Annotated in this window: 27 protein-coding genes and 1 pseudogene; 22 read left to right on the forward strand and 6 right to left on the reverse strand. The window is 73.4% G+C overall.

Annotated elements, in window-relative coordinates; all coding sequences use genetic code 11:
• Positions 1–106 precede the first annotated feature (106 nt).
• On the forward strand, positions 107–1,183 hold the full coding sequence (locus ASD33_RS08455) for an ABC transporter permease (protein WP_056555909.1): 1,077 nt from the start codon (positions 107–109) through the stop codon (positions 1,181–1,183).
• 58 nt (positions 1,184–1,241) lie between these two features.
• Positions 1,242–1,922, forward strand: a complete 681-nt coding sequence (locus tag ASD33_RS08460) for an ABC transporter ATP-binding protein (protein ID WP_056555912.1) — start codon at positions 1,242–1,244, stop codon at positions 1,920–1,922.
• A 64-nt stretch (positions 1,923–1,986) separates the two neighbouring features.
• Here the strand turns inward: ASD33_RS08460 and ASD33_RS08465 are convergent, their stop codons facing one another.
• Positions 1,987–2,415, reverse strand: coding sequence for a DUF6223 family protein (locus ASD33_RS08465; protein WP_056555914.1), 429 nt, complete (start codon positions 2,413–2,415; stop codon positions 1,987–1,989).
• A 219-nt stretch (positions 2,416–2,634) separates the two neighbouring features.
• Here ASD33_RS08465 and ASD33_RS08470 point away from each other — a divergent pair, with 219 nt between their 5' ends.
• Complete coding sequence (locus ASD33_RS08470; RefSeq protein ID WP_056555918.1) at positions 2,635–3,762, forward strand: sensor histidine kinase; 1,128 nt, start codon at positions 2,635–2,637, stop codon at positions 3,760–3,762.
• Positions 3,759–4,430 carry a response regulator transcription factor gene (locus ASD33_RS08475; protein WP_056555921.1) on the forward strand — a complete coding sequence of 224 codons (672 nt, stop codon included), beginning with the start codon at positions 3,759–3,761 and terminating at the stop codon, positions 4,428–4,430. Before ASD33_RS08470 ends, ASD33_RS08475 begins: the two co-directional genes overlap by 4 nt.
• A 77-nt stretch (positions 4,431–4,507) precedes the next feature.
• Here ASD33_RS08475 and ASD33_RS08480 read toward each other — a convergent pair whose 3' ends face one another.
• Positions 4,508–5,314 (reverse strand): IclR family transcriptional regulator, encoded by an 807-nt coding sequence (locus tag ASD33_RS08480; RefSeq protein WP_056555924.1) that lies wholly within the window; start codon positions 5,312–5,314, stop codon positions 4,508–4,510.
• A gap of 351 nt (positions 5,315–5,665) precedes the next feature.
• Between ASD33_RS08480 and allB the strand changes: the two genes are divergently transcribed.
• Together allB and alc are read left to right on the forward strand one after the other, a co-directional pair.
• Positions 5,666–7,000: an allantoinase AllB gene (allB, locus tag ASD33_RS08485; RefSeq protein ID WP_056555927.1), complete on the forward strand. Its 1,335-nt coding sequence runs from the start codon at positions 5,666–5,668 to the stop codon at positions 6,998–7,000.
• Position 7,001: 1 nt separating this feature from the next.
• Positions 7,002–8,117, forward strand: a complete 1,116-nt coding sequence (alc, locus tag ASD33_RS08490) for an allantoicase (protein ID WP_056555931.1) — start codon at positions 7,002–7,004, stop codon at positions 8,115–8,117.
• 204 nt (positions 8,118–8,321) lie between these two features.
• Here alc and ASD33_RS08495 read toward each other — a convergent pair whose 3' ends face one another.
• On the reverse strand, positions 8,322–9,062 hold the full coding sequence (locus tag ASD33_RS08495) for an SDR family oxidoreductase (RefSeq protein WP_056555934.1): 741 nt from the start codon (positions 9,060–9,062) through the stop codon (positions 8,322–8,324).
• Positions 9,063–9,230: 168 nt separating this feature from the next.
• Here ASD33_RS08495 and ASD33_RS08500 point away from each other — a divergent pair, with 168 nt between their 5' ends.
• The 3 genes from ASD33_RS08500 to ASD33_RS08510 all read left to right on the forward strand — a co-directional run bounded on the left by ASD33_RS08500 (position 9,231) and on the right by ASD33_RS08510 (position 11,335).
• Positions 9,231–9,839 (forward strand): dihydrofolate reductase family protein, encoded by a 609-nt coding sequence (locus tag ASD33_RS08500; protein WP_056555937.1) that lies wholly within the window; start codon positions 9,231–9,233, stop codon positions 9,837–9,839.
• A 186-nt stretch (positions 9,840–10,025) separates the two neighbouring features.
• Positions 10,026–10,961, forward strand: a complete 936-nt coding sequence (locus tag ASD33_RS08505) for a DMT family transporter (protein WP_056555940.1) — start codon at positions 10,026–10,028, stop codon at positions 10,959–10,961.
• 11 nt (positions 10,962–10,972) lie between these two features.
• Entirely contained in the window at positions 10,973–11,335 is a 363-nt protein-coding gene (locus ASD33_RS08510) for a hypothetical protein (protein WP_056555943.1), read from the forward strand.
• A gap of 23 nt (positions 11,336–11,358) precedes the next feature.
• Here ASD33_RS08510 and ASD33_RS08515 read toward each other — a convergent pair whose 3' ends face one another.
• Positions 11,359–11,583 carry a hypothetical protein gene (locus ASD33_RS08515; protein ID WP_056555945.1) on the reverse strand — a complete coding sequence of 75 codons (225 nt, stop codon included), beginning with the start codon at positions 11,581–11,583 and terminating at the stop codon, positions 11,359–11,361.
• A gap of 144 nt (positions 11,584–11,727) precedes the next feature.
• Here ASD33_RS08515 and ASD33_RS08520 point away from each other — a divergent pair, with 144 nt between their 5' ends.
• The 4 genes and pseudogenes from ASD33_RS08520 to ASD33_RS36165 all read left to right on the forward strand — a co-directional run.
• Positions 11,728–12,942, forward strand: a complete 1,215-nt coding sequence (locus tag ASD33_RS08520; RefSeq protein ID WP_056555949.1) for a histidine kinase — start codon at positions 11,728–11,730, stop codon at positions 12,940–12,942.
• Positions 12,939–13,616, forward strand: a complete 678-nt coding sequence (locus ASD33_RS08525) for a response regulator transcription factor (RefSeq protein WP_199863478.1) — start codon at positions 12,939–12,941, stop codon at positions 13,614–13,616. The genes ASD33_RS08520 and ASD33_RS08525 overlap by 4 nt, the downstream gene beginning before the upstream one ends.
• Positions 13,617–13,625: 9 nt before the next feature.
• Positions 13,626–14,804: a cytochrome P450 gene (locus tag ASD33_RS08530; RefSeq protein ID WP_056555955.1), complete on the forward strand. Its 1,179-nt coding sequence runs from the start codon at positions 13,626–13,628 to the stop codon at positions 14,802–14,804.
• A gap of 136 nt (positions 14,805–14,940) precedes the next feature.
• A pseudogene (locus tag ASD33_RS36165) lies at positions 14,941–15,063 on the forward strand (RNA polymerase subunit sigma-70); the annotation flags it as partial.
• A gap of 177 nt (positions 15,064–15,240) precedes the next feature.
• On the opposite strand, the gene ASD33_RS08535 reads toward ASD33_RS36165, so the two are convergent.
• Positions 15,241–16,254 (reverse strand): Gfo/Idh/MocA family oxidoreductase, encoded by a 1,014-nt coding sequence (locus tag ASD33_RS08535; RefSeq protein ID WP_056555956.1) that lies wholly within the window; start codon positions 16,252–16,254, stop codon positions 15,241–15,243.
• A gap of 140 nt (positions 16,255–16,394) precedes the next feature.
• Here ASD33_RS08535 and ASD33_RS08540 point away from each other — a divergent pair, with 140 nt between their 5' ends.
• From ASD33_RS08540 to ASD33_RS08565, 6 genes are all read left to right on the forward strand, one after another.
• Positions 16,395–17,114, forward strand: a complete 720-nt coding sequence (locus ASD33_RS08540; RefSeq protein ID WP_056556187.1) for a GntR family transcriptional regulator — start codon at positions 16,395–16,397, stop codon at positions 17,112–17,114.
• Positions 17,115–17,224: 110 nt separating this feature from the next.
• Positions 17,225–18,244, forward strand: a complete 1,020-nt coding sequence (locus ASD33_RS08545) for a sugar ABC transporter substrate-binding protein (RefSeq protein WP_199863479.1) — start codon at positions 17,225–17,227, stop codon at positions 18,242–18,244.
• The gene (locus tag ASD33_RS08550; RefSeq protein WP_056555961.1) at positions 18,241–19,302 is read left to right on the forward strand and encodes an ABC transporter permease; all 1,062 of its coding nucleotides are present in this window, start codon (positions 18,241–18,243) and stop codon (positions 19,300–19,302) included. The genes ASD33_RS08545 and ASD33_RS08550 overlap by 4 nt, the downstream gene beginning before the upstream one ends.
• On the forward strand, positions 19,302–20,105 hold the full coding sequence (locus ASD33_RS08555; protein ID WP_056555963.1) for an ATP-binding cassette domain-containing protein: 804 nt from the start codon (positions 19,302–19,304) through the stop codon (positions 20,103–20,105). Before ASD33_RS08550 ends, ASD33_RS08555 begins: the two co-directional genes overlap by 1 nt.
• A 57-nt stretch (positions 20,106–20,162) precedes the next feature.
• Complete coding sequence (locus ASD33_RS08560) at positions 20,163–21,338, forward strand: ROK family glucokinase (protein ID WP_056555967.1); 1,176 nt, start codon at positions 20,163–20,165, stop codon at positions 21,336–21,338.
• Positions 21,335–21,913, forward strand: coding sequence for a hypothetical protein (locus tag ASD33_RS08565; protein ID WP_056555970.1), 579 nt, complete (start codon positions 21,335–21,337; stop codon positions 21,911–21,913). Before ASD33_RS08560 ends, ASD33_RS08565 begins: the two co-directional genes overlap by 4 nt.
• A 48-nt stretch (positions 21,914–21,961) precedes the next feature.
• On the opposite strand, the gene ASD33_RS08570 is transcribed toward ASD33_RS08565, so the two are convergent.
• Positions 21,962–22,402: a MarR family transcriptional regulator gene (locus tag ASD33_RS08570; protein WP_056555973.1), complete on the reverse strand. Its 441-nt coding sequence runs from the start codon at positions 22,400–22,402 to the stop codon at positions 21,962–21,964.
• Positions 22,403–22,539: 137 nt separating this feature from the next.
• On the opposite strand from ASD33_RS08570, the gene ASD33_RS08575 reads away from it, so the two are divergent.
• From ASD33_RS08575 to ASD33_RS08585, 3 genes are all read left to right on the forward strand, one after another.
• Positions 22,540–24,024 (forward strand): MFS transporter, encoded by a 1,485-nt coding sequence (locus tag ASD33_RS08575; protein ID WP_056555976.1) that lies wholly within the window; start codon positions 22,540–22,542, stop codon positions 24,022–24,024.
• A 203-nt stretch (positions 24,025–24,227) separates the two neighbouring features.
• Entirely contained in the window at positions 24,228–25,214 is a 987-nt protein-coding gene (locus ASD33_RS08580) for a proline racemase family protein (RefSeq protein WP_056555979.1), read from the forward strand.
• Positions 25,211–26,146 (forward strand): ornithine cyclodeaminase family protein, encoded by a 936-nt coding sequence (locus tag ASD33_RS08585; protein ID WP_107103648.1) that lies wholly within the window; start codon positions 25,211–25,213, stop codon positions 26,144–26,146. The genes ASD33_RS08580 and ASD33_RS08585 overlap by 4 nt, the downstream gene beginning before the upstream one ends.
• Positions 26,147–26,188 lie beyond the last annotated feature (42 nt).

Raw genomic sequence — 26,188 nt, forward strand, 5'->3', positions numbered from 1 at the left:
ACCAGCCTAGGCGGGGGGAGACAATCCGGACTCAACCGAAAGTTTGATTGCGGAGCCATCCGTGGCGCGATGCCCGAGGGGCACCCCGGGGGCCAACCTGGTCAGCATGTTCGTGGCATGGAGAGACCTCAGATTCGCCAAGGGGCGGTTCACCCTCATGGGCACCGTGATCGTGCTGATCACGCTGCTCGTCGGGTTGCTGTCAGGGCTGACCGCCGGGCTCGCGCGGGAGAACATCTCCGCGATCACCGGCCTGTCCGCCGACCGGCTGGCCTTCGCCGCGCCGCCGTCGGGACAGTCGGTCTCCTTCACCAACTCGACGGTGACGGAGAAGCAGTGGCAGGCGTGGGCGGACCGGCCGGGCGTGACCGGGGCGGAGCCGCTCGGCATCCGTACGCTCAACGGCGCCGCCGGGGACCGTACCGCCGCCGTCTCCGCCTTCGGCTCGGAGCCGGACGCCGGGCTCGCGCCCGCCGCCGTCGGCCCCGGCAAGGCCGTCCTCTCGGAGTCCGCGGCCGAGGAACTGGGCCTCGCGCCCGGCGACGCCGTCCGCCTGGGCTCCGTGGACCTCACCGTCTCGGCGGTCTCCGGCGACGCCTCGTACAGCCACACCCCGGTCGTGTGGACCTCCCTCGACGACTGGCAGAAGCTCGGCCACAACGGCACGGGCCCGGGGGAGCAGGCCACCGTCATCGCGCTGAGCGGCGACGGCGTCGACTGGGCCGCCGGCGACAAGGCGACCGGCACCGAGGCGCGGACCGTCGACGGCGCCCTCACCGCCATAGGGTCCTACCAGGCCGAGAACGGCTCCCTCCAGCTGATGCGCGGCTTCCTCTTCGCCATCTCCGCGCTCGTCATAGGGGCCTTCTTCACCGTCTGGACCATCCAGCGCAGCGGCGACGTCGCCGTCCTCAAGGCGCTCGGCGCCTCCACCCCGTACCTCCTCAAGGACGCCCTCGGTCAGGCCGTCCTCATGCTCACCGCGGGCACGCTGTTCGGCACGGCGCTCGCCGTCGGCATCGGCGCGCTGGTCAGCGGCGGGAACGTGCCCTTCGTCCTCGACCCGCTCACCGTCCTCGGGCCCGCCGCCGTGATCGTCGTCCTCGGTGTCCTCGGCGCCGCCCTGTCCATCCGGCGGATCACCGCCGTCGACCCCCTGACCGCCCTCGGAAGTGCCCGATGAGCGTCGGCCTCCGTCCCCTCTCCCTCTCCGTCCCCCTCTCCATCCCCCGGAGCACCCGATGAGCCTCGTCCTCGACGCCGTCACCCTCACCTACCCCGACGGGGACGGCCGGCTGACCGCGCTCGACGCCGTCTCCCTCGACGTGCCCGCCGGTACGCTCACCGCCGTCGTCGGCCCCTCCGGCTCCGGCAAGTCCAGCCTCCTCGCGGTCGCCGCCACCCTGGTGACCCCGGACGAGGGGCGGGTCGTCGTCGGCGGTACGGACACCGGGCCGCTCACCCCCGCCGCCAAGGCGGAGCTGCGGCGCGAGCACATCGGGATCGTCTTCCAGCAGCCCAACCTGCTGCCCTCGCTGAGCGCGGCGGAGCAGCTCCAGGTGATGGCCCACCTGTCCGGGCGCCAGCCGAAGGCGGTACGGGGCCGGGCCATGGACCTCCTCGACGCGGTGGGCCTCGCCGACCAGGCCCACCGGCGGCCGCACCAGCTGTCGGGCGGCCAGCGGCAGCGCGTGAACATCGCGCGGGCGCTGATGAACGAGCCCTCGCTGCTCCTGGTCGACGAGCCGACGAGCGCCCTGGACCACGAGCGGGGGGCAGCGGTCATGGACCTCCTGGCCACGCTGACCACCGAGCGGGGCACGGCGACGGTCCTGGTCACCCACGACCGCACCCACCTGGCCCGCACGGACCGCACGGTGACGGTCCAGGACGGCCGTCTGACGGATTCGGTGCGGGCCTGAGCGTGGGAGGAGACGGGCTCCGGGCGATGTCCCGTCCGGAGCGTCGCGCGGCCCGGCGGGCCGTTCAGCCGTGCCGGTGGGCGCGTGCGCGGGCCCGCCACCCGAGGGTGACGGCGGCCAGGCCCACCAGCATCGCGACGTAGGCGCCCCCCAGCCCGTTGCCGGTGCCGAGGCCACCGTCGGCGGTCGCCGCGACCGCCCCGCCGACGGCCACGGCGATCAGCCCGGCCACCAGGGCGGTGACCGAGCCGTGCCGGCCGGCCCAGGCGCCGAAGCGGCCCCGGACCGGGGTGCGGGCCAGGGCGAGGGCGCCGTTGACCGCGCCCAGGAGGCCGACCAGGGCGGCCGCCGACGCGGCGACACGGCCGACGCTCAGCGTGTAGACGCTCGCGGCCACCGGGTGGACGGCGGGGTCGGCGGCCGCCGGTACGGCGAGCGCGAGACCGCCGATCAGGACGGTTCCGGTCACGGCGAGCGCGGTGCGGACCGACATGGGTGCTCCTTCTCCTCGGGGGAACGGGACCACCCGCTCCTCAGGGGAACGGGACCACCCGAGCATCGCCGCCGGACCCGCCGCCGGTCGTCCGGCAGCCGTGGTCACTTCGCGCTGCCGCGCACGCGGCAGGAACGGCCCGGCTACCGCGTCCGCGGTAGTCGCGGGCTCCTCCGCGAGCGGGATCCGCCCGGCTCCGTGCGCGGCTAGGGTGCGCGCATGACCAGGGGACGGTTCAGCGGCCCGCAGGGCCTCGGGGACGGGGTGATCGCCGTCGGCGTGGCGGCGGCGCTGCTGTCCGCCGGGGCGTCCGGGCAGCACTCCGCCACGGGACTCGGTCTGCTCGGCTACGCGCTCCTCGCGGCCGGTGGCCTGGCGCTCGCCGTCCGCCGCCGTGCCCCGGTCCCCGTCCTGCTCGTGACCGGGCTCTGCGCGGCGGGCTACCAGGCGGCCGGTTTCGACGTGCCCGCCGTCGCGTACCTGTTCGCGGTGTACGCGGCCGTACGGGCCGGACACCGCACCGTCGCGATCGTGGTGAGCGTGGCGGTGCTCGCCGCGCTGCCGGTCGCGGCGCTGCTCTCCGGCCTGCACGACACGGGCGAGGCGTTCGCGCGGGCCCGCGGCGCCCTGGAGCTGGCCTGGCTGATCGCGGCCGGTGCCGCCGGGGAGGCGCTGCGGCAGGCCGAGTCGCGGGCGGACGAGGCCGAGCGGACCCGGGAGGAGACCGCGCTGCGCCGCGCCGACGAGGAGCGCCTGCGGATCGCGCGTGAGCTGCACGATTCGCTCACCCATCAGATCTCGATCATCAAGGTGCAGTCGGAGGTCGCGGTCCACGTGGCCCGCCGGCGCGGTGAGCAGGTGCCGGAGGCCCTGCTCGCGATCCAGGAGGCCGGGCGGGAGGCGACCCGGGAACTGCGGGCGACCCTGGAGGCGCTGCGCGACGACGACACGGCCCCGCCGCGCGGTCTCGACGACGTGCGGGGCCTGGTGGCGCGGGCCCGGCTGACCGGCCTGGACGCCACGCTGACGATCGAGGGCGACCGGCACCACGTGCCGGTCGCGGTGGACCGGACCGTCTACCGGATCGTCCAGGAATCGCTCACCAACATCGCCCGTCACGCGGACGCGGCCACGGCCTCGGTGCGGATCGACTGCCGTCCGGACGCCCTGACCGTACGCGTCGACGACGACGGGAAGGCGGCGCCGGACTCGGCGCCGACACCCGGAAGGGGGCTGCTGGGGATGCGGGAACGGGTCATCGCGCTCGGCGGGGGGCTGAGCGCGCGGCCGCGTACGGAGGGCGGCTTCACCGTCCGGGCCCGGCTCCCCCTGGAGCGGACCCCGTGATCCGCGTCCTGCTGGTCGACGACCAGCCGCTCATCCGCAGCGGGTTCCGCGCGCTCCTGGACCTGGAGGACGACATCCGGGTGGTGGGGGAGGCCGGCGACGGCCGGGAGGGCCTGGCCCTGGCGGCGGAGCACCTGCCCGACATCGTGCTCGTGGACATCCGGATGCCGGTCATGGACGGTGTCGAGACGACCCGGCGCATCGCCGCCGATCCGGCGCTGGCCGGGGTGCACGTGGTCATCCTGACCAACTACGGCCTGGACGAGTACGTCTTCGAGGCGCTGCGGGCGGGCGCCGCCGGTTTCCTGGTCAAGGACATCGTGCCGGAGGACTTCCTGCACGCGGTGCGGGTCGCGGCGCGCGGCGACGCGCTGCTCGCGCCGTCGATCACGCGCAGGCTCATCGACCGGTACGTCGCCGAGCCGTTCGGGCCCGCTCCGGGGGCCGGACTGGAGGAGCTGACCAACCGGGAGCGCGAGGCGGTGGTCCTGGTCGCGCGGGGTCTGTCCAACGACGAGATCGCCGGCCGGATGGTGATCACGCCGATGACCGCGAAGACCCATGTCAACCGGGCCATGACGAAGCTACGGGCCCGCGACCGGGCCCAACTGGTCGTCCTCGCCTACGAATCGGGCCTGGTGTCGGCGCGCCGCACCCCTGGCGTCTGACGCCCGAGCGCGACGGCCCGACGGCCGTCGCGCGGCGCGGACCTCGACCACCCGTCGACGTCCGCGCCGCGGCGGACTCAGCCCTGGTTGTTCCCCGCGGTGTTCGCGAGGGCCGCCGAGAGGTCCCTGGCCACTTCCTGGAGGATCGGGACGATCTTCTCCGTGGCCGCCTCCGTCACACGGCCCGCCGGGCCCGAGATCGAGATCGCCGCCGCGGTGGGGGAGTCGGGGACCGACACCGCGAGGCAGCGGACTCCTATCTCCTGCTCGTTGTCGTCGACCGCGTACCCCGTCTCGCGGACCGCGACGAGCGCGTCGAGGAAGCCGTCCGGCGTGGTGATGGTCTTCTCGGTCGCGGCGGGCATCCCGGTACGGGCGAGCAGCGCGCGCACCTCCTCCGCCGGGGTGTGCGCGAGCAGCGCCTTGCCGACGCCGGTGGAGTGCGGCAGCACCCGTCGGCCGACCTCGGTGAACATGCGCATCGAGTGCTTGGACGGCACCTGCGCCACGTACACGATCTCGTCGCCGTCGAGCAGCGCCATGTTCGCCGTCTCGCCGGTCTCCTCGACGAGCCGCGCCAGGTAGGGGCGGGCCCAGGTGCCGAGGAGGCGGGAGGCCGACTCGCCGAGGCGGATCAGGCGGGGGCCGAGGGCGTACCGGCGGTTGGGCTGCTGGCGGACGTATCCGCAGGCGACCAGCGTCCGCATCAGACGGTGGATGGTGGGGAGCGGCAGTCCGCTGCTGGCGGAGAGCTCGCTCAGCCCGACCTCGCCCCCGGCGTCGGCCATCCGCTCCAGGAGGTCGAAGGCACGCTCAAGGGACTGGACGCCCCCGCTCGCGGCGGGTTTGGCGGCGTCGGTGGTGCTGGCGCTGGACGTCGGCACGTCAACGGTCCTTTCGGGGCAGGCGGGCAAGGCAGCAGCCTACCGGGCGCCCCCGGCCGGGGCACACGGTCCCGGTCTCGGCGTCCGCGCCGGTCAGGGCGTGTTTGTCCGGTGTCGTCGAGGGCCCGGGGCGGTCCGCGAACGCCCCGCATGTGCGGAGCTACGTTCTACTGTACGAAATTTACATTCCACTTCGTGGAAACGTCCAAGCGGGGTTCGGTCGAGGCCGATGCTTGAAGTGTGCCCTTGACGACATGTCGTCCGGAAGTGAAGACTCCTTCAACAGTTCGTTGAATTTCCTGCCGGCGGATTCCCGCCGGAGCACTTGAAGAACCTGAAGAAGGGGTACGGGTGGACGTCAACCTGGTCCTGCGCTCGACGCGTGTCATCACCCCCGAGGGGACGCGCCCGGCGTCGATCGCCGTCTCCGGAGGGACGATCGCGGCCGTGCTGCCGTACGACGCCGAGGTACCCGCCGGCGCCCGGCTGGAGGACGTCGGCGACGACGTCGTCCTGCCCGGCCTCGTCGACACCCACGTGCACGTGAACGACCCCGGCCGCACCGAATGGGAAGGCTTCTGGACCGCCACCCGCGCGGCCGCCGCCGGCGGCATCACCACGCTCCTCGACATGCCCCTCAACTCGCTGCCCCCCACGACCACCGTGGAGAACCTGCGCGTCAAGCAGGAGGTCGCCCGGACCAAGGCGCACATCGACGTCGGCTTCTGGGGCGGCGCCCTGCCCGACAACACCAAGGACCTGCGCCCGCTCCACGACGCCGGCGTCTACGGCTTCAAGTGCTTCCTCTCGCCCTCCGGCGTCGACGAGTTCCCCTCCCTCGACCAGGAACAGCTGGCGACCTCGCTCGCCGAGATCTCCGGCTTCGACGGCCTGATGATCGTGCACGCCGAAGACCCGCACCACCTCGCCGCCGCCCCCCAGAAGTCCGGGCTCGCCTACGCCGACTTCCTCGCCTCACGGCCCCGCGACGCCGAGAACACGGCCATCGAGAACCTGGTCAACCAGGCCCGCCGGCTCAACGCCCGCGTCCACGTCCTGCACCTCTCCTCCTCCGACGCGCTGCCGCTCATCGCCGCCGCCAAGGCCGAGGGCGTCAAGATCACCGTCGAGTCCTGCCCGCACTTCCTCACGCTCACCGCCGAGGAGATCCCGGACGGCGCGACCGAGTTCAAGTGCTGCCCGCCCATCCGCGAGGCCGTCAACCAGGACGCCCTGTGGCAGGGACTCGCCGACGGCACCATCGACTGCATCGTCTCCGACCACTCCCCGTCGACCGCCGACCTCAAGACGCCCGACTTCGCGTCCGCCTGGGGCGGCATCTCCTCCCTCCAGCTCGGCCTGCCCGCCATCTGGACCGAGGCCCGCCGCCGCGGCTTCGACCTCACGGACGTCGTCCGCTGGATGTCCGAGGGCCCGGCCCGGCTCGCCGGACTCTCCCGCAAGGGCGCCATCGAAGCCGGCCGCGACGCCGACTTCGCCGTCCTCGACCCCGAAGCCACCTTCACCGTCGACCCGGCCGAACTCCAGCACCGCAACCGGATCACCGCCTACGCGGGCAAGACCCTCAGCGGCGTCGTCACCTCCACCTGGCTGCGCGGACAGCGGATCGCCGACCACGGCACCCTCACCGAGCCCACCGGCCGCCTCCTCGAAAGGAACAACTGACGTGTCCGTCATCCCCTCCTTCACCGGCGACGCCAGCCCCTACGGCGGCGGTGACCCCTACGCCGACTACCGCACGGCCGACTTCCCCTTCACCCAGTACGCCGACCTCGCCGACCGGCGCCTCGGCGCGGGCGTCGTCGCCGCCAACGACGAGTTCTTCGCCGAACGCGAGAACCTGCTGAAGCCCGAGGCCGCCGAGTTCGACCCCGAGCACTTCGGCCACAAGGGCAAGATCATGGACGGCTGGGAGACCCGCCGCCGCCGCGGCGTCTCGGCCCAGCAGCCGCACCCCACCGAGGACGACCACGACTGGGCCCTCGTACGCCTCGGCGCCCCCGGCGTCGTCCGCGGGATCATCCTCGACACGGCCCACTTCCGCGGCAACTACCCGCAGGCCGTCTCCGTCGAAGCCGCCTCCGTCGCCGGCTCCCCCTCACCCGAGGAACTCCTCGCCGACGACGTGAAGTGGACCACCCTCGTCCCGCGCACCGCCGTCGGCGGCCACGCCGCCAACGGCTTCGCCGTCGACGTCGAACAGCGCTTCACCCACCTGCGCGTCAACCAGCACCCCGACGGCGGCATCGCCCGCCTCCGCGTCCACGGCGAAGTCGCCCCCGACCCGGCCTGGCTGGGCGTCCTCGGCACCTTCGACCTCGCGGCCCTCGAGAACGGCGGCCAGGTGGAAGACGCCTCCGACCGCTTCTACTCCCCGGCCACCAACACCATCCAGCCCGGCCGCTCCCGCAAGATGGACGACGGCTGGGAGACCCGCCGCCGCCGCGACAAGGGCAACGACTGGATCCGCTACCAGCTGGTCGCCGAATCCGAGATCCGCGCGGTCGAGATCGACACCGCCTACCTCAAGGGCAACAGCGCGGGCTGGGCGGCGCTCTCCGTCGCCGCGGAAGGCTCCGAGGACTGGACCGAGATCCTCCCCCGGACCCGCCTCCAGCCCGACACCAACCACCGCTTCGTCCTCGACACCCCCGCGGTCGGCTCCCGCGTCCGGATCGACATCTACCCGGACGGCGGCATCTCCCGCCTCCGCCTCTACGGCTCCCTCACGGAGACCGGCCGCACCCGACTGACGGCCCGCCACCAGGAGCTGGGCGGCTGAATTTTTTAGGGCTCGGTTCCCCTCCGGGCGCCCGGAGCCGGGCTCACGACCCCGACCGTGCTCGCCTCCCTCGTTCCTCGGGAGGCTCCGCGCGGTCGGGGTCGTTCCCCCGGCGGCGCCCTTCGGATCACTCGCCGGGTCCCCGCGGCGTCCTTCGGGGCACTCGCCGGGTCCCGTCGACCGCGTCCGGCCCGCCCGGCCGTCTCAGGCCGCGTGACCGCCGTCCACCGCGAACTCCGCGCCCGTCACGTACCGTCCCTCCGGGCCCGCCAGGAAGGCCACCGTCGCCGCCACCTCCTCCGCCGTGCCGAAGCGGCCGAGCGCCGTCAGCGCCGACTGGCCGTCCGCGTACGGGCCGTCCGCCGGGTTCATGTCCGTGTCGATCGGACCCGGGTGGACCAGATTCGCCGTGATGCCACGCCCGCCGAGTTCACGCGCCAGCGCCTTCGTCAGGCCGATCAGGGCCGTCTTGCTCATCGCGTACAGCACCCCACCCGGGCCCGGCACCCGCTGCGCCATGCAACTGCCGATCGTGACGATCCGCCCGCCCTCCGGCAACCGCGCGGCCGCCGCCTGAGAGGCGAGGAAGGCCGCCCGGACATTGACCGCCAGGACCCGGTCCACATCCGCGAGCGCCAAGGACTCCAGCGGACCGAGGACGCCGACGCCCGCGTTGTTCACCAGGACGTCGAGCCGGCCCAGCGCGTCCGCCGCCCACTCCACCGCCCCCGCCGCGTCCCCGGCGTCGGCCGCGTCCGCCCGCAGCGGCAGCGCCTTCCGGCCCACCGCCTCGATCCGCGCGGCGACCTCCTTGGCCCGCACCTCGTCCTGGACCCAGGTGAAGGCGACATCGGCGCCCTCCCGGGCCAGCCGGACGGCCGTGGCCGCGCCGATGCCCCGGCCGCCGCCCGTGACCAGTACCGCCGTGCCGTTCATCGTGGACATCCCGAACCTCCGTAGAGCCGCTGATTGGTTGCGGGTTCAAGCAAACTCCGGCGGAGGTCCCCGCGCTGGCAGGAATCGGACGCCGACCCGGGCACCGATGACTTTCGCCGGGCGGTGGGGTCGGAAGAGGTGGGACACGATGGTCCGGAGAACAGAAAGGCACCCACCATGGCCACCCTCAGCCTCACCCAGTTCCTCACCCTCGACGGCGTCATCCAGGCGCCCGGAGGCCCCGACGAGGACCGCAGCAGCGGCTTCGAGCACGGCGGCTGGTCCGTCCCGTTCGACGACGACACCTTCGGGCAGCGCATCACCGAGATCTTCGCCCGGCCGACCGCCTTCCTCCTCGGCCGCCGCACGTACGACATCTTCGCGAGCTACTGGCCCCGGCACACCGACCCCGCCGACCCCGTCGCCTCCAAGCTCAACGGCCTCCCCAAGTACGTCGCCACCACCACCCTCACCTCCGCCGACTGGGAGGGCACCACGCTGCTCCGCGGGGACGTCGTCAAGGAGGTCGCCGCCCTCAAGGAACGCACCGAGGGCGAGATCCAGATGCACGGCAGCGCGGGCCTCGCCCGGACCCTCCTCGACCACGACCTCATCGACACCCTCCACCTGCACGTCTTCCCCGTGGTCCTGGGAACCGGCCGCCGCCTCTTCACCGAAGGCGTCCGCCCCGCCGCCTTCCGCCTCACCGACGCCCGCGTCACCAGCAAGGGCGTCGCCCTCCACACCTACGAACTGGCCGGCCGCCCCACGTACGGCAGCTTCTGAACCTGCCGACCCGCCGGCGAGGGCCCGGCCGGGAAGGACGGGGCCGTCACCGGCCGCCCCGCACCCGGCCGGTCCCGCCCGTCGGAAAGGTGTAGCCGCCACGGGCCCCTCCGGGTACGGTGATCGCTCCGTGTGCGAGCCGTCGAAGTCTCCACCCCACCCCGAGTGTTGGAGACCCGGTCCACCATGGCAGCTTCGTCCCCCCTCGCCGCGCCCGTGGCGCTCGGCGCGCCTCGCCGCGCCTGGCTCACCGACCTGCCCGTCCTGCTCGTCGCCGTCGTCTGGGGCACCAGCTACCTCGCGGCCAAGGGCATCACCACCGGCCACACCGTCATCGCCGTCCTCGTGCTGCGGTTCGCCGTGGTGCTGCCCGTCCTCGTCGCCGCCGGGTGGCGCAGGATCCGGGCGCTCGACCCGGCCCAGTGGCGCGGCGCCGCGACCCTCGGGCTGATCCTCGGCGGGATCTTCCTCCTGGAGACCTACGGGGTCGTCCACACCTCCGCCACCAACGCGGGCCTGATCATCAGCCTCACCATGATCCTCACCCCGCTCGCCGAGGCCGCCGTGACCCGGCGCAGACCGCCCCGCGCCTTCCTCGCGGCCGCCGCGCTCTCCGTCACCGGCGTCGTCCTCCTCACCCAGGGCGCGGGCTTCACCGCCCCGTCCCCGGGCGACCTGCTCATGCTGCTCGCCGCCGTCGCCCGTACCGTGCACGTCCTCGCCATGTCACGGATCGAGGCGGTCCGTTCGGCCGACGCGCTCTCCCTGACCACCGTGCAGCTCGGCTCCGCCGTCGCCGTCTTCGCCGTCATCGCGTGCGTCCCCGGCACGGGCGCCTCGCCCTGGGCGGTCGCCCTCGACTTCGGCCCGCGCGAATGGGCCGGCCTGCTCTTCCTCTCCGTCTTCTGCACGCTCTTCGCCTTCTTCGTGCAGATGTGGGCGGTCCGCCGCAGCTCCCCGTCCCGGGTCAGCCTCCTCCTCGGCACGGAGCCGCTCTGGGCCGCCGCGGCGGGCATCGCCCTCGCCGGCGACCGCCCCGGAGCCCTCGGTCTCGCGGGCGCGATGCTCCTGCTCGCGGGCACCAGTTGGGGCCGCCGGGCCGTCGACAAGGACGCCGGGTAGGTTCTTCGACCATGCGTTCACTTGCCTACGACAACGACTTCCGCGCCCGCGCCCGCCGCACCCAGGGCTGGGGCCTCGGACTGCTCGCCCTCGCGGGCCTGCTCTGGATCTGGCTCGCGGTCCTCCTCCTCACGCCCTACGAGGCCGACGAGCACCGCAGCCGCGAGTGCACCGCGCGGTTCACCAGCGAGAACCTCCACAACGGCAACAGCGCCTGCGTCAACGAGCGCGACTGGCCCGAACTCCTCGCGGTCCTCGGGGGATCCGTCCCCCTCGCCGTCGTCGGCGCCGTCCTCTTCACCAGCGGCTCGGTCTCGCACCGCATGGCCGAGCACCTGGCCGAGGTGAACCGGCTCGACAGGGCGAGCGCCTGAACGCCCGCCCCGGCGGCCCGCCCTCAGGCCGACTTCGGCACCCGGTCCGACACGATCATCAGCACCACCCCGAGGACCGCGATCACGATGTTCGTGAACAGCTCCCGGCCCTCCAGGAACCCCACGTTCTCGGTGAGGTACCGCGTGACCCCGAGGAGCCGGAACGAGCCGTCCGTCAGCTCGCGCACCACCCCGGCGACACCGAAGAGCGCGAGCAGGAAACCGGCGACTTCCAGAAATTTCTTCATGAGGTGATCATGGACCGGCCGGGGAAGAGGGCGCGTCCGTCTCCCGTCCACGGCACCGCTACCAAAGTATCGACCCGTACGACTTCGGTAGCGCCCCTCCCGCCGATGCCCCGCGGAGGCTCCCCGGCTGCGTACATTTCCCCCATGACTCGTACGGACCGGCAGCGCTGGCTGTTCCCCTCCCACCTGGTCGAACCGGGCGGGAGCGGGACGGCCCGGCCCCGCCGTACCGCCCGCGACTGGGTCGTGGACATCTCGCTCTTCCTCCTCGCCGCGTTCGTCGGCCTCCTCGCCGCCGACGCCAGCGCGCAGTACACCAGCGACACCGTCACCCTCATCGACCAGCTCGTCGGCGCCGCCGCCTGCTGCGCGCTCTGGCTGCGCCGGCGGTGGCCCGTGGGGCTCGCCGTCGGCCTCTGCCTGGTGAGCGCCGTCGCCCCGGTCGCCGCGGGCGCCGTCCTCGCGAGCCTGTTCAGCGTCGCGGTACGCCGCCCCTTCCGCGAGGTCGCCTGGATCGGGGCGCTCGCCCTCGCCGCCTCCGTCACCCAGGTCTTCGTCCGCCCCGACCCCACCATCAACGTCGGCCTCGCCCTCGCCATCGGCTTCGTCTTCATCCTCCTCGTCACCGCCTGGGGCATGCTCGTCCGCTCCCGCCGCCAGCTCGTCGAGGCCCTCAGGGAACGCGCCCGCCGCGCCGAGGCCGAGGCAGAGCTGCGCGCCGCACAGGCCCAGCGGCTCGCCCGCGAGGCCATCGCCCGCGAGATGCACGACGTCCTCGCCCACCGGCTCACCCTGCTCAGCGTCCACGCCGGAGCCCTGGAGTTCCGCCCCGACGCCCCGCCCGAGCAGGTCGCCCGCGCCGCCGGAGTCATCCGCGACAGCGCCCACGAAGCCCTCCAGGACCTCCGCGAGATCATCGGCGTCCTGCGCGCCCCCGGCGAGAACGGGGAAGCGGGCGACCGGCCGCAGCCCACCCTCGCCACCCTCGACGCGCTCGTCGCCGAATCCCGCGAGGCCGGCGCGGAGGTCGTCCTCGACACCACCGTCGACGACCCGGCCGCCGTGCCCGCCGCCACCGGCCGCACCGTCTACCGCATCGCCCAGGAAGCCCTGACCAACGCCCGCAAGCACGCCCCCGGCACCACCGTCACCGTCACCGTGCGCGGCCGGCCCGGCGAAGGCCTCACCGTCGCGGTCCACAACCCGGCACCCGGCGGACCCGTCCCGCACGTCCCCGGCTCCGGCCAGGGACTCATCGGACTCACCGAGCGCGCCGGCCTCGCCGGCGGCCGGCTGGAGCACGGCCCGGACCCCGACGGGGGGTTCACCCTGCACGCCTGGCTACCGTGGCCCTCATGACCATCCGGCTGCTCATCGTCGACGACGACCCCCTGGTCCGCGCGGGCCTCACCCTGATGCTCGGCGGAGCCGAGGAACTGGAGATCGTCGGCGAGGGCGCCGACGGCCGCGAAGTCCCCGAACTCGTCGCCCGCCACGCCCCCGACGTCGTCCTCATGGACATCCGCATGCCGCACGTCGACGGACTCACCGCCACCGAACTCCTCCGCGCCCGGCCGGGCGCCCCCGAGGTCGTCGTCCTCACCACCTTCCACGCGGACGAACAGGTGCTGCGCGCGCTGCGCGCCGGGGCCGCCGGGTTCGTCCTCAAGGACACCCCGCCCGCCGAGATCGTCGCCGCCGTCCGCCGGGTCGCCGCCGGGGACCCCGTACTCTCCCCGGCCGTCACCCGCCAGCTCATGACCCATGTCGCCGGGCAGCCGGAACGCGGCCCGCGCGCCACGGCCGACGGACGGCTCGCCGAACTCGCCGACCGGGAGCGGGAAGTGGCCGTCGCCGTCGGCCGCGGACTGGCCAACGCCGAGATCGCCGCCGAGCTGTACATGAGCGTCCCGACCGTGAAGACCCACGTCTCCCGGGTGCTCGCCAAGCTCGGCCTGAACAACCGCGTCCAGATCGCCCTGCTCGTCCACGACGCGGGCCTCCTCGACGAGGACCGGGGGGACAACCCGTAGGCTGGACCGATGTCCGTCATCGAACTGGGGGAGTACGGCGCGGACTTCACCGCGAACCCGTACCCCTTCTACGCGAAGCTCCGCGCGTCCGGTCCCGTCCACGAGATACGACTCCCCGACGGCTTCCGGTTCTGGCTGGTCGTCGGTCACGAGGAGGGCCGGGCGGCGCTCGCCGACGCCCGGCTCGCCAAGTCCCCTTCCGTGATCGGCGTACGGCCGCCGGAGGAGGACATCATCGGCGTCCACCTCCTCGGCGCGGACGCCCCCGACCACACCCGGCTGCGCCGCCTCGTCGCCGGGGAGTTCACCGGCCGCCGGGTGGAGAGCCTGCGCCCCCGCATCGAGCGGCTCACCCAGGAGCTCGCCGACGCGATGGAACCGGCCGGCCGCGCCGACCTCGTCGACGCCTTCGCCTACCCGCTGCCCATCACCGTCATCTGCGAACTCCTCGGCGTCCCCGCCGAGGACCGCGACACCTTCCGCCGCTGGTCCACCGAACTGGTCACCCCGACCGGCGACCGGGGCATCCAGGAGGCCATGGAGGGCTTCGCCGCCTATCTCGACGAACTCATCGAGGACAAGCGGGCGTCGGGACCCGCCGACGATCTGCTCTCCGGCCTGATCGCCGCCCGCGCCGAGGACGGCGACCGGCTCTCCCTCCCCGAACTCCGGGCCATGGCCTACCTGTTGCTCATCGCCGGCCACGAGACCACCGTCAACCTGATCTCCAACACCGTCCGCAACCTGCTCACCCACCCCGAACAGCTCGCGGCCCTGCGCGCCGACCCCGGCCTCCTGGACGGGGCGATCGAGGAGTCCCTGCGGTACGACGGCCCCGTGGAGACCGGCACCTACCGCTTCACCCGGGAAGCCGTCACCATCGGCGGTACGGAGATCCCGGCGGGCCAGAGCGTCCTCGTCGGCATCGGCGCGCTCGACCGCGACCCCGCCCGCTTCCCCGACCCCGACCGCTTCGACATCCGCCGCGACACCCGGGGCCACCTCGCCTTCGGCCACGGCATCCACTACTGCCTCGGCGCCCCACTGGCCCGCCTGGAGGGCCGCATCGCCCTCAGGACGCTCCTCGACCGCTTCCCCGGCCTCACCCTCGACCCCGGGGCCGAGCCCTGGGAATGGCTCCCCGGCCTCCTCATGCGCGGCGTCCGTCACCTGCAGGTCCGCTGGTGAACCCGGCCGGGTCGTCGAAGAACACGGCCGCGGGGGTGACCGCCGGGGACGAGGAGTTCGGCCGGACGGTCGAGCCGCCGCATGGCTCCAGCCCCTGCCGGACGCGCTGCTCGACACGGGCGACCCGGCGGGGGCCGTGATCGACCGCAGCAGCCTCCGCCTGGCGTTCGCCGCGGTCCTGCAGCACCTGTCGGCGCGGCAGCGCGGGGCGCTGGTCCTGCGTGACGTGCTCCGCTTCTCCGCGTCCGGGGCGGCGGCGATCCTCGGCACCACCACCGTCTCCGTGAACAGCTCGCTGCAGCGGGCGCGCGCCCGGCTGAAGGAGGACGGGGGCCGGCAGGACGGCCTCGGCGAGCCGTCCGCCGCCGAACAGAGCCGTCCTGACCACGGCGCTCGCCCGGCGGCACGCCTTTCCCCCGCGGACCGCGTGCTGACCTCAGTGGCCGGCGGCCCGGGGAGCGTCGTCCACCCGGACCGGGCGCCGCTCCCTGCGCGAGGTCTCGCAGGCCTCCGCCACCCGAAGGGCCGCCAGGGCCTCCGCGCCGTCGCACGGATTGGCCGCCTCCCCGCGCACCAGCCGGACGAAGGCGTCGAGCTCCGCCTCGTACGCGGGGCCGAACCGCTCCAGGAACCCCGGCCAGGGCTTCCCCGGCGCCGCCGGACCCTGCGCCTCCAGCGAGGTGAGCGGGGTCCGGTCGTCCAGGCCCACCACGACCTGGTCCCGGTCGCCCGCCAGCTCCATGCGGACGTCGTACCCGGCGCCGTTGCAGCGGGTCGCCGTCGCCGTGACGAGCGTGCCGTCGTCCAGGGTGAGGAGCGCGGCCGCCGTCGACACGTCGTCCGCCGCCCGGAACATTGCCGGGCCCGCGTCCGAGCCCGTCGCGTACACCTCCACGACCTCCCGGCCGGTCACCCAGCGGACGATGTCGAAGTCGTGCACCAGACAGTCCCGGAAGAGCCCGCCGGAGAGCGGGAGGTACGCGGCCGGCGGCGGCTCCGGGTCGGAGGTCGCCGCCCGTACGGTGTGCAGCCGGCCGAGCCGCCCCGACCGCACCGCCTCCCGCGCCGCCCGGTACCCGGCGTCGAAGCGCCGCATGAACCCGAGCTGGAGCTCCGTGCCCGCCTCGGCCACCGCCGCGAGCGCCGCCCGCGTCCCCGGCACGTCCAGGGCGATCGGCTTCTCGCAGAAGGCCGGGAGGCCCTCACCCGCCGCGCGGGCGATCAGCTCCGCGTGCGCGGCCGTCGCCGAGGCGATCACCACGGCGTCCAGCGCGTGCCCGAACAGCGCCGTCACGTCCGGCGCCGCCTCCGCGCCGAGCGCCCCCGCGACCCCGGCCGCCCGGCCCGCGTCCGCGTCCGCCACGACCAGCGACTCGACCTCCGGGTGCCGGGCCAGCACCCCCGCGTGGAAGCTCCCGATCCGTCCCGTACCGATGAGTCCGATGCGCATGGCCCCACCGTGGAGCCGTCCCGTCCCCGATGTCAAGGATTTGTCAGGACAACCGGACGTCACGACTTCCCGTCATCAGCGCACCGGGCTACGCTCCCCCCGTGTCCAAGCAGTCCGGCTCCTCCCTGCCCCCGCTCTCCGTGGACCGTGGCAGCCCGGTCCCGCTCTACCACCAGCTGGCGCAGCAGCTGGAGAGCGCCGTGGAGGACGGCACGCTGACCCCGGGCACCCTCCTCGGCAACGAGATCGACCTCGCCACCCGCCTCGGCCTCTCCCGGCCCACCGTCCGCCAGGCCATCCAGACCCTCGTCGACAAGGGCCTCCTGGTCCGCCGCCGGGGCGTCGGCACCCAGGTCGTGCGGAGCGGGGTCCGCCGCCCGCCGGAGCTCAGCAGCCTCTACGACGACCTGGACGCCGCCGGCGGGAGCCCCACCACCCGGGTCCTGGTCAACCGCGTCGAACCCGCCACCGGACCGGTCGCCGAGGCCCTCGGCGTACCCGAGGGGAGCGAGGTCCACTATCTGGAGCGGCTCCGGACCGCGCACGGGGAGCCCGTCGCCTACCTCAGGAACCACCTCCCGACCGGGCTGCTCGACCCGGACACCGCACGCCTGGAGACCACCGGCCTCTACCGGATGCTCCGTTCCGCCGCGCTCACCCTGCACAGCGCCCGGCAGAGCGTCGGCGCGCGCGCCGCGACCGCCGCCGAGGCCGCGCTGCTCGACGAACGGGAAGGGGCCCCGCTGCTCACCATGGAACGCGTCACCTACGACGACACCGGCCGCGCCGTCGAGTACGGTTCCCACCTCTACCGGGCCGCCCGTTACTCCTTCGAGTTCCGGCTGATGGTCCGTCCGTAGGACCGGGGCGGCCGACCGGACGGCCGGATACGGGCCCCCTGGAGAGCGCTCCGACCCGCATGACCGATACTGCAATGCACGCAGAAGGACACAAAGGAGGGCACGGCCTCGTGACCAGGCTTCGGACAGGAGGGGTACGCGCCGTCATCGGTGCCGTGCTCGCGCTCGCGCTCACCGGGGCGCTCGCCGGGTGCAGCAGCACCGGCGGAAAGCGGGCGGAGGACGCCCGCAGGGCGGCCGAGGCCCAGGGCAGGGCGGCCGTCGACACCCCCCGCTGGACCGTCGCCATGGTGACGCACTCGGGTGACGGCGACACCTTCTGGGACATCGTCCAGAAGGGCGCCAAGCAGGCCGCCGTCAAGGACAACATCAACTTCCTCTACGCGCACAGCGACGAGGCCCAGCAGCAGGCGCAGCTGATCGACTCGTACGTCGCCAAGGGCGTCGACGGTCTGATCGTCACCCTCGCCAAGCCGGACGCCATGAAGGCCGCCGTGGAGAAGGCCGTCAAGGCCGGCATCCCGGTGATCACCGTGAACTCGGGCGCCGAACAGTCCAAGGCGTACGGGGCGCTCACCCACATCGGCCAGGACGAGACCGTCGCCGGCGAGGCCGTCGGCGAGGAACTCGACAAGCGCGGCAAGAAGAAGGCGCTCTGCGTCCTGCACGAGCAGGGCAACGTCGGCCACGAGCAGCGCTGCGGCGGGGCGAAGAAGACCTTCGGCGGCGAACTGGTCAACCTGTACGTCGACGGCACCAACATGCCCGACGTGAAGGCGTCCATCGAGGCCAAGCTCCAGTCCGACAAGTCCATCGACGCCGTCGTCACCCTCGGCGCCCCCTTCGCCGACACCGCCGTCCAGGCCGCGAAGAGCGCCGGGAGCAAGGCCGAGATCGACACCTTCGACCTCAACGCCAAGGTCGCGAGCTCCCTCCAGGCCGGCACCCTCGGCTTCGCCGTCGACCAGCAGCCCTACCTCCAGGGCTACGAGGCCGTCGACCTGCTCTGGCTCTACCGCTACAACGCCGATGTCCTCGGCGGCGGCAAGCCGGTCCTGACCGGCCCCCAGATCATCACCAAGGACGACGCCGCCGCACTCGTCGGGTACGCGGAGCGGGGCACCCGATGAGCTCCACCGCCCCGGCGCCGGAACCGCCCGGCATCGACCACGTCGACGAGCGGCTGCTGCGCACCACGCCGCTGAAGAAGCTGCTCGCCCGCCCCGAGCTGGGCTCGGTCGTCGGCGCGGTCGCCGTCTTCGTCTTCTTCTCGGTGGTCGCCGACAGCTTCCTGCGCGCCTCCAGCCTCGGGACCGTGCTCTACGCGGCCTCGACCATCGGCATCATGGCCGTCCCGGTCGCGCTGCTCATGATCGGCGGCGAGTTCGACCTCTCGGCCGGTGTCCTGGTGACCAGCTCCGCGCTGATCTCCTCGATGTTCAGCTACCAGATGACCGCGAACGTCTGGGTCGGCGTCGGCGTCTCGCTGCTCGTCACCCTGGCGATCGGCGTGTTCAACGGCTTCATGCTGACCCGTACGAAACTGCCCAGCTTCATCATCACGCTCGGCACCTTCCTGATGCTGACCGGCCTGAACCTGGGCCTCACCAAGCTCATCAGCGGCACCGTCTCCACCAAGACCATCGCCGACATGGAGGGCTTCGACTCCGCCCGCAAGCTCTTCGCCTCGCAGCTGACGATCGGCGGCGTCGAGTTCAAGGTGACCATCCTGTGGTGGTTCGGGCTCGTGGCGCTCGCCACCTGGATCCTGCTGCGCACCCGCTTCGGCAACTGGATCTTCGCGGTCGGCGGCGGCGCCGACGCGGCCCGCGCGGTCGGCGTCCCCGTCTACCGGACGAAGATCGGCCTCTACATGGGGGTCGCCTTCTGCGCCTGGATCTCGGGCCAGCACCTGCTGTTCTCCTTCGACGTCGTCCAGTCGGGCGAAGGCGTCGGCAACGAGCTGATCTACATCATCGCGGCCGTCATCGGCGGCTGTCTGATCACCGGCGGATACGGCTCCGCCATCGGCTCGGCGGTCGGCGCGCTCATCTTCGGCATGACCAGCAAGGGCATCGTGTACGCCGAGTGGAACCCGGACTGGTTCAAGTTCTTCCTGGGAGCGATGCTCCTCCTGGCGACCCTGCTGAACGCCTGGATCCGCAAGCGCGTGGAGGCCACCAAGTGATGACCGAAGCCACGGCGCAGGCCGCCCCGCTGGTCGAGCTCGACGACGTCAGCAAGTACTACGGCAACATCCGCGCCCTCGAAGGGGTCTCCCTGGAGGTCCGCTCCGGCGAGATCTCCTGCGTCCTCGGTGACAACGGCGCCGGGAAGTCCACCCTCATCAAGATCGTCGCCGGGCTGCACCGGCACGACGCGGGCACCTTCCGCATCGAGGGGGAGGAGGTCGCCCTCGCCAACCCGCGCGACGCCCTCGACCGGGGCATCGCCACCGTCTACCAGGACCTCGCCGTGGTCCCGCTGATGCCGGTCTGGCGGAACTTCTTCCTCGGCTCCGAGCCCACCAGGGGCTCCGGCCCCTTCAAGCGCCTCGACGTCGCCCTGATGCGGTCCACCACCCGTGAGGCGCTGCTGCGCATGGGCATCGACCTGCGCGACGTCGACCAGCCGATCGGCACCCTCTCCGGCGGCGAGCGGCAGTGCGTGGCCATCGCCCGCGCCGTCCACTTCGGCGCCAAGGTCCTCGTCCTCGACGAGCCGACCGCCGCGCTGGGCGTCAAACAGTCCGGGGTCGTCCTGAAGTACGTGGCCGCCGCCCGTGACCAGGGCCTCGGCGTGGTCCTCATCACCCACAACCCCCACCACGCCTACCTCGTCGGCGACCGTTTCGTCCTCCTCAAGCGGGGCGTGATGGCCGGCAGCCACACCAAGGGCTCCGTGACGCTCGACGAGTTGACCCGGCAGATGGCCGGCGGCACCGAGCTGGAGGACCTCCGCCACGAGCTGGAACGGCCCTCCGCGCCGTAGCGCGACCCGCCCCGACCGGACGGCCGCTTCACACCGCACCTGGCAGAATCGGAGCCGATGAGTACCTACCGTGACCTCTCGCACCGGGGCTCCGCCCGCGGCACCGTGCTGCGGACCGTCGGGACCCGGGAGCGGCGCTCCCACCTGACCGCGCCCCGGGTGCCGACCGTCGGCATCGACATCGGCGGTACGAAGGTGATGGCCGGGGTGGTCGACGCCGACGGCAACATCCTGGAGAAGCTCCGCACGGAGACCCCGGACAAGTCGAAGAGCCCCAAGGTCGTCGAGGACACCATCGTCGAGCTGGTCCTCGACCTCTCCGACCGGCACGACGTGCACGCCGTCGGCATCGGCGCGGCGGGCTGGGTGGACGCCGAGCGCGCCACCGTGCTCTTCGCCCCGCACCTCGCCTGGCGGAACGAGCCGCTGCGCGACGCCCTCCAGGGCCGTCTCGCCGTCCCCGTCATGGTCGACAACGACGCCAACACCGCCGCCTGGGCCGAGTGGCGCTTCGGCGCCGGGCGCGGCGAGGACCACCTCGTCATGATCACCCTCGGCACCGGCATCGGCGGCGCGATCCTGGAGGGCGGCCAGGTCAAGCGCGGCCGGTACGGGGTCGCCGGCGAGTTCGGCCACATGCAGGTCGTGCCCGGCGGGCACCGCTGCCCCTGCGGCAACCGGGGCTGCTGGGAGCAGTACAGCTCGGGCAACGCGCTGGTCCGCGAGGCCCGCGAGCTGGCCGCCGCCGACTCCCCGGTGGCGTACAACATCATCGAGCGGGTCAAGGGGAACGTCCCGGAGATCACCGGACCGCTGATCACCGAGCTGGCCCGCGAGGGCGACGCCATGTGCGTCGAGCTGCTCCAGGACATCGGCCAGTGGCTCGGCGTCGGCATCGCCAACCTGGCCGCCGCGCTCGACCCCTCCTGCTTCGTCATCGGCGGCGGCGTCTCGGCCGCCGACGACCTGCTCATCGGCCCCGCGCGGGACTCCTTCCGCCGCCACCTCACCGGCCGCGGCTACCGTCCCGAGGCCCGCATCACCCGCGCCCAGCTCGGCCCCGAGGCGGGGATGGTCGGCGCCGCCGACCTCGCCCGGCTCGTCGCCCGCCGCTTCCGCCGCGCCAACCGGCGCCGGGTGGAGCGGTACGAACGGTACGAGCGCTACGCCCAGGCCCTGCGCAACGGGACCTCGGCCCGGGCCGCCCGTACTCCCGAGGACCCGCCTTCATGACCGTGCCCCACCAGTCCACCCCGCCCCGCACCCCGCAGGAGAGGCTTCCCGAGGACCGTCGGCACATGATCCGCCGCCGCTGGCTGACGGCGGTCATCATCGTGCTGCTCGTCGGCATCCCGGCCGGTTATCTGGTCATCTCCGCCGGGCAGAGCCGCGACAGCGGCCGGGACAAGGAGCGCGAGTCCTCGGCGGCCGGCCTCCAGGCGAACTGGCCCTCGCTGATGAAGCGCCGGGTGTTCGAGGTGCCGATCCCGGCCGGGGCCTGGGGCGTCGCCTACTACGAGACCAGCAACTGGAAGACGAGCCGGCTGTACGTGCAGTTCACGACGACCGCGACGGGTCTCGACGTCTTCCTCGCGGAGTCGGGCACGAGCCGGGCGGCCCTCACCCCGGGGCGGGTGACCGTCGGGGAGCGCGACGTCGAGATCGCCGGCTGGCGCTTCGTCGAGGGCATGCGGTGGTCGGGCACCACGGTGACCCGTGAGAAGCCGCGGCCGCACACGGACATCACGGTCGACCTCACGGACCCGGCGTTCCCCCGGGTGTACGCGGTCTCGACGACGAGTCCCTGAGGTCCGGTCCGGCCCGTCGTCCCGTCGGGCGCCGGGCCGCCGCCCGTGTCAGGCGTTCTTCTCCATGCCCGGACGCAGCCGGGCGAGCAGGGTGTAGAGGGTCGCGCTCTCGTCCGCGTCGAGGGTGTCGAGCGCGCCGCTGGTGGCCTGCATCTCCTCGCGGACGCGGCGGATGACGTCGCGGCCCTCGTCGGTCGCGACGACGTTCTTCACGCGGCGGTCGGCGGGGTCGGGCTCGCGGCGGACCAGGGCGCGGGCCTCCAGGCGGTCGATGATCCCGGTGACGTTGGACGCGTCGCAGACCAGCAGGGTCGCGAGCGCGCGCATCGGCAGCGGGCCGTTGAGCTGGGCGAGGACCTTCGCCTGGGTGGACGTCAGGCCGTGGTGGGCGGCGGCGGCCGCGAAATCGCGCCACTGGGCCGTGCCGATGGCGGCGAGCAGCTCCATGAGCTGGAGCTTGGTGGGGGTGGCGGGGGTGGTCGCGCTCATGGGGCCGAGCGTACTCAGAACACTTGACATTATCAATTGTTTACTTGACCACCTCAAGTATCTGGGCCTACCGTCGTCGAAGTACTTGATGACATCAAACATCGACGATCTGAAGCACTGAAAAGGCCTCTCCTGCCATGAGCCACACCCCCGCGCCGCCCTCCGCCGACCCACGGCGCGAGACGCTCATCGTCTTCGCCCTGAGCCTCGCCGCCATGGTCGTGTCGATGATGCAGACCCTGCCGGTCCCGATCCTCGGTCTCATCCGCGCCGACCTCGGCACCTCGGCCGCGAACGTGAGCTGGGTGACCACCGCGACCCTGCTCTCCGCCGCCGTCTTCACCCCGCTGCTCGGTCGCTTCGGCGACCAGCACGGCAAGAAGCCCACCCTCGTCGCCGTCCTCGGCGTCATGGTCGCCGGCTCCGTCGTCGCCGCCCTCGCGACCTCGCTGCCGCTGCTCGTCCTCGGCCGCGTCCTCCAGGGCGCCGCCACCGCGATCTTCCCGCTCGCCCTCTCCGTACTCCGCGAAGAGGTCCGCCCGCAGAAGCTGCCCGGCGCCATGTCCCTGGTCAGCGGCACCCTCGCCTTCGGCAGCGGACTCGCGCTCGTCGCGACCGGCCTGCTCACCTCGGGCTCCGACGCCGACTACCGCAGCGCCTTCTGGATGGCGACCGGCTTCGCCGCGCTCGCCCTGCTCGCCGTCGTCCTGCTCGTCCCCGCCACCCGCCACAAGACCGGCGGCCGCACCGACCTCCTCGGCGCGCTGACCCTCGGCCTCACCCTCCTGCTGCTCCTGCTGCCCATCTCGCAGGGCCACGAGTGGGGCTGGACCTCGGCCCGCACCCTCGGCAGCTTCGTGGGCGCGGCCGTCATGGCGGCGGTCTGGGTGTTCACCGAACTGAAGGTCCGCGAACCCCTCGTCGACATGAGGATGTTCGTCCACCGGCCCGTCCTGATGGCCAACCTGGCCGGCGTCCTCGTCGGCTTCGGCATGTTCGCGAACTTCCTGGGCGTCTCCTACCTGGTCCAGATGCCCGAGGCGCTCACCGGCTACGGCTTCGGGGCGTCCGTCCTGCGCGCCTCCGTCGAGTTCCTGCTGCCCGGCGCGATCGTCTCGCTGCTCGCCTCGCCCGTCGGCGGCCAGCTGGTCCGCCACCGCGGCCCGCGCACGGCCCTGGCCGTGGCCGCCGCCCTCGGCACGGTGGGCTTCGTCTGGCTCGCCCTGGGCCACGGGCAGACGGCTTCGGTGATCGGGGCCGGCGTGGTCGTCGGCGCCTCGGTCAGCTTCGGCTACGCGGCCATGCCGGCGGTCATCATGGCGAGCGTCCCGCACCACCAGAGCGGCATCGCCAACGGCATCAACTCCATCTCGCGCTCCACCGGCAGCGCGATCGGCAGTGCGGTGGTCACGACGATCCTGGCCTCGCAGACCGTCGCCCACCTCCCGGCCGGGGTCCCGCCGCTGCCGGCGGAGTCCGGCTTCACCCTCACGTTCTGGATCGGGGCGACGGCCTTCGCCCTGGTCGCGCTGGTGGCCTGGCTCGGCCTCCGCGCCCGCCCCGAGCCCCACGCGGCTCCGGAGGCCGCCCCGGCCGCCGCCGAGAAGGTGGCCGTCGGATAGCGGGTCGCCGTGCCGTCGTCGCGCGGCCCCAGGAGCGACGAAGCCCCGCCGGAGCGGTCCGGCGGGGCTTCCGCGTACCCGGTCCGGCGGCCGGGTGTGCGAGCGTGAGGCAACCGGTACGCGCCCAGGGGTTGTCAGTACAATTTCACATTACTATGGTACAGGCGCGTCATCCCGACACCCCTTCCCGGAGGCTGTACTTCGTGAGCACCACCCCGCACACGGTCCGCACCACCGACTACCACGCCGCCGGCGAGCCCTTCCGGATCGTCGACGAGGACCTGCCCCCGGTCCCCGGCGACACCGTCGCCGAACGCCGTGCCACCGCTCTCGGGCCCGGCGGCTCCGGCACCGACCCGCGCCCCGGCCCCCTCGACGACCTGCGCCGCCTCCTGTCCCGCGAGCCCCGCGGACACGCCGGAATGTACGGCGGATTCATCGTCCCGCCCGACGACGACGGCGCCCACTTCGGCGTCCTGTTCTGGCACAAGGACGGCTACTCCACCGCCTGCGGCCACGGCACCATGGCCCTCGGCGCCTGGGCCGTCGACACCGGCCGCGTCCCCGCCCCGCACGACGGCGACGTCCCCGTCCGGATCGACGTGCCCTCCGGCCGCGTCACCGCGACCGTGCACCGCGCCGACGGCCGCACCACCGGCGTCACCTTCCGCAACGTCCCGGCCCGCGTCCTCGCCCGCAAGGTCCCGGTGGCCACCACCCTCGGCACCGTCGACGTCGACATCGCCGACTCCGGCGCCTGCTACGTCTCCGTCCCCGCCCGCGCGCTCGGCCTCGGAGTCACCGTGCCGGAGCTGCCCGAACTCGTCCGCGCCGGACGTGAGATCCGCGCCGCGCTCCCCGCGTACGACGTGTACGGCGTCATCCTCCACGAGGAGCTGTCCGACACCCCCGAGGGGCCCGCCCAGCGCAACGTCACCGTCTTCGCCGACGGTCAGATCGACCGCTCGCCCTGCGGCTCCGGCACCTCCGCGCGGCTCGTCCTGCTCGGCGAGGACGGCCGCCTCGTCCCCGGCGAGACCCTGCGCCACGAATCCGTCGTCGGCACCGTCTTCACCGGCCGCCTCCTCGACGGCGGGATCACCGAGGTCACCGGCACCACCCACCGCACCGGAAGCCACGCCTTCCACCTCGACCCGCACGACGACCTGGGAGCGGGGTTCCTCCTGTGACCCGGCCGCTCTTCCTCGACGCCGCGACCATGGCCCGCCTGCTGGGCCCCGCCGCCGTCGCCGACGTCCTCGCCGACGTCCTGCGCGCCGGACTCGAACCCGACGCCCAGCCGCACCGCACCGCCGTGCCCGTCCCGGCCGGCGAACTCCTTCTGATGCCCGCCGCCTTCGGCTCCTTCGCCGGCGTCAAGATCGCCGGGGTCGCCCCCGGCAACGCCGCCCTCGGGCTGCCCCGCATCACCGGCTCCTACCTGCTGCTCGACGGCACCGACCTCCGGCCGCTCGCCCTCCTCGACGGGGCCGCCCTCACCGAGCTGCGCACCCCGGCCGTCTCCGCCCTCGCCGTCAGCCGGCTGACCCCGGCCGACCGGCCGCTGCGCCTCGTCGTCTTCGGCTCGGGCCCCCAGGCCTACGGCCACCTGGAGGCCGTCCTCGCCGTCCGCGAGATCGCCGAGGCCGTCGTCGTCGCGCGCAACGAGGCCGGCGGCCGCGCCCTCGCCGGATACGCCCGCACCCTCGGCGTCCTCGCCCGCACCGGCGCCCCCGACGAGGTCGCCAAGGCCGACCTCGTCGTCTGCTGCACCACGGCCCGCGCACCGCTCTTCGACGGCGCCCTGGTGCCGCCGGGCGCCACCGTCGTCGCCGTCGGCTCGCACGAGCCGGACGCCCGCGAGACCGACAGCACGCTCGTCGCCCGCTCCGAGGTCTACGTCGAGGGGCGGGCCGCCGCACTGCGCGAGGCGGGCGACCTGCTCGTCCCCCTCTTCGAGGGGGCCATCGGGGCCGACCACATCACGGGTGACCTCGCCGAACTGGTGACCGGCAGCCGGCCGCCCGCGGAGGACCGCCCCCGCTTCTTCAAGAGCGTGGGCATGGCCTGGGAGGACCTCGCCGTCGCCACCGCCCTCTACCGGGCCGCCGGCGAGGCCTGAGCACAGCCGAATGCCCCGGCCCCGCCCGAAGGCGGGACCGGG

Source organism: Streptomyces sp. Root1304, from assembly GCF_001426405.1.
GTDB lineage: Bacteria > Actinomycetota > Actinomycetes > Streptomycetales > Streptomycetaceae > Streptomyces.

Excerpts from the sequence above, each read along its gene's own strand:
- ASD33_RS08455 (WP_056555909.1), top strand. The coding sequence starts at position 107 with ATGTTCGTGGCATGGAGAGACCTCAGATTCGCCAAGGGGCGGTTCACC.
- ASD33_RS08460 (WP_056555912.1), top strand. The coding sequence starts at position 1,242 with ATGAGCCTCGTCCTCGACGCCGTCACCCTCACCTACCCCGACGGGGAC.
- ASD33_RS08465 (WP_056555914.1), bottom strand. The coding sequence starts at position 2,415 with ATGTCGGTCCGCACCGCGCTCGCCGTGACCGGAACCGTCCTGATCGGC.
- ASD33_RS08470 (WP_056555918.1), top strand. The coding sequence starts at position 2,635 with ATGACCAGGGGACGGTTCAGCGGCCCGCAGGGCCTCGGGGACGGGGTG.
- ASD33_RS08495 (WP_056555934.1), bottom strand. The coding sequence starts at position 9,062 with ATGTCCACGATGAACGGCACGGCGGTACTGGTCACGGGCGGCGGCCGG.
- ASD33_RS08500 (WP_056555937.1), top strand. The coding sequence starts at position 9,231 with ATGGCCACCCTCAGCCTCACCCAGTTCCTCACCCTCGACGGCGTCATC.
- ASD33_RS08505 (WP_056555940.1), top strand. The coding sequence starts at position 10,026 with ATGGCAGCTTCGTCCCCCCTCGCCGCGCCCGTGGCGCTCGGCGCGCCT.
- ASD33_RS08510 (WP_056555943.1), top strand. The coding sequence starts at position 10,973 with ATGCGTTCACTTGCCTACGACAACGACTTCCGCGCCCGCGCCCGCCGC.
- ASD33_RS08515 (WP_056555945.1), bottom strand. The coding sequence starts at position 11,583 with ATGAAGAAATTTCTGGAAGTCGCCGGTTTCCTGCTCGCGCTCTTCGGT.
- ASD33_RS08520 (WP_056555949.1), top strand. The coding sequence starts at position 11,728 with ATGACTCGTACGGACCGGCAGCGCTGGCTGTTCCCCTCCCACCTGGTC.
- ASD33_RS08525 (WP_199863478.1), top strand. The coding sequence starts at position 12,939 with ATGACCATCCGGCTGCTCATCGTCGACGACGACCCCCTGGTCCGCGCG.
- ASD33_RS08530 (WP_056555955.1), top strand. The coding sequence starts at position 13,626 with ATGTCCGTCATCGAACTGGGGGAGTACGGCGCGGACTTCACCGCGAAC.
- ASD33_RS08535 (WP_056555956.1), bottom strand. The coding sequence starts at position 16,254 with ATGCGCATCGGACTCATCGGTACGGGACGGATCGGGAGCTTCCACGCG.
- ASD33_RS08550 (WP_056555961.1), top strand. The coding sequence starts at position 18,241 with ATGAGCTCCACCGCCCCGGCGCCGGAACCGCCCGGCATCGACCACGTC.
- ASD33_RS08555 (WP_056555963.1), top strand. The coding sequence starts at position 19,302 with ATGACCGAAGCCACGGCGCAGGCCGCCCCGCTGGTCGAGCTCGACGAC.
- ASD33_RS08560 (WP_056555967.1), top strand. The coding sequence starts at position 20,163 with ATGAGTACCTACCGTGACCTCTCGCACCGGGGCTCCGCCCGCGGCACC.
- ASD33_RS08565 (WP_056555970.1), top strand. The coding sequence starts at position 21,335 with ATGACCGTGCCCCACCAGTCCACCCCGCCCCGCACCCCGCAGGAGAGG.
- ASD33_RS08570 (WP_056555973.1), bottom strand. The coding sequence starts at position 22,402 with ATGAGCGCGACCACCCCCGCCACCCCCACCAAGCTCCAGCTCATGGAG.
- ASD33_RS08575 (WP_056555976.1), top strand. The coding sequence starts at position 22,540 with ATGAGCCACACCCCCGCGCCGCCCTCCGCCGACCCACGGCGCGAGACG.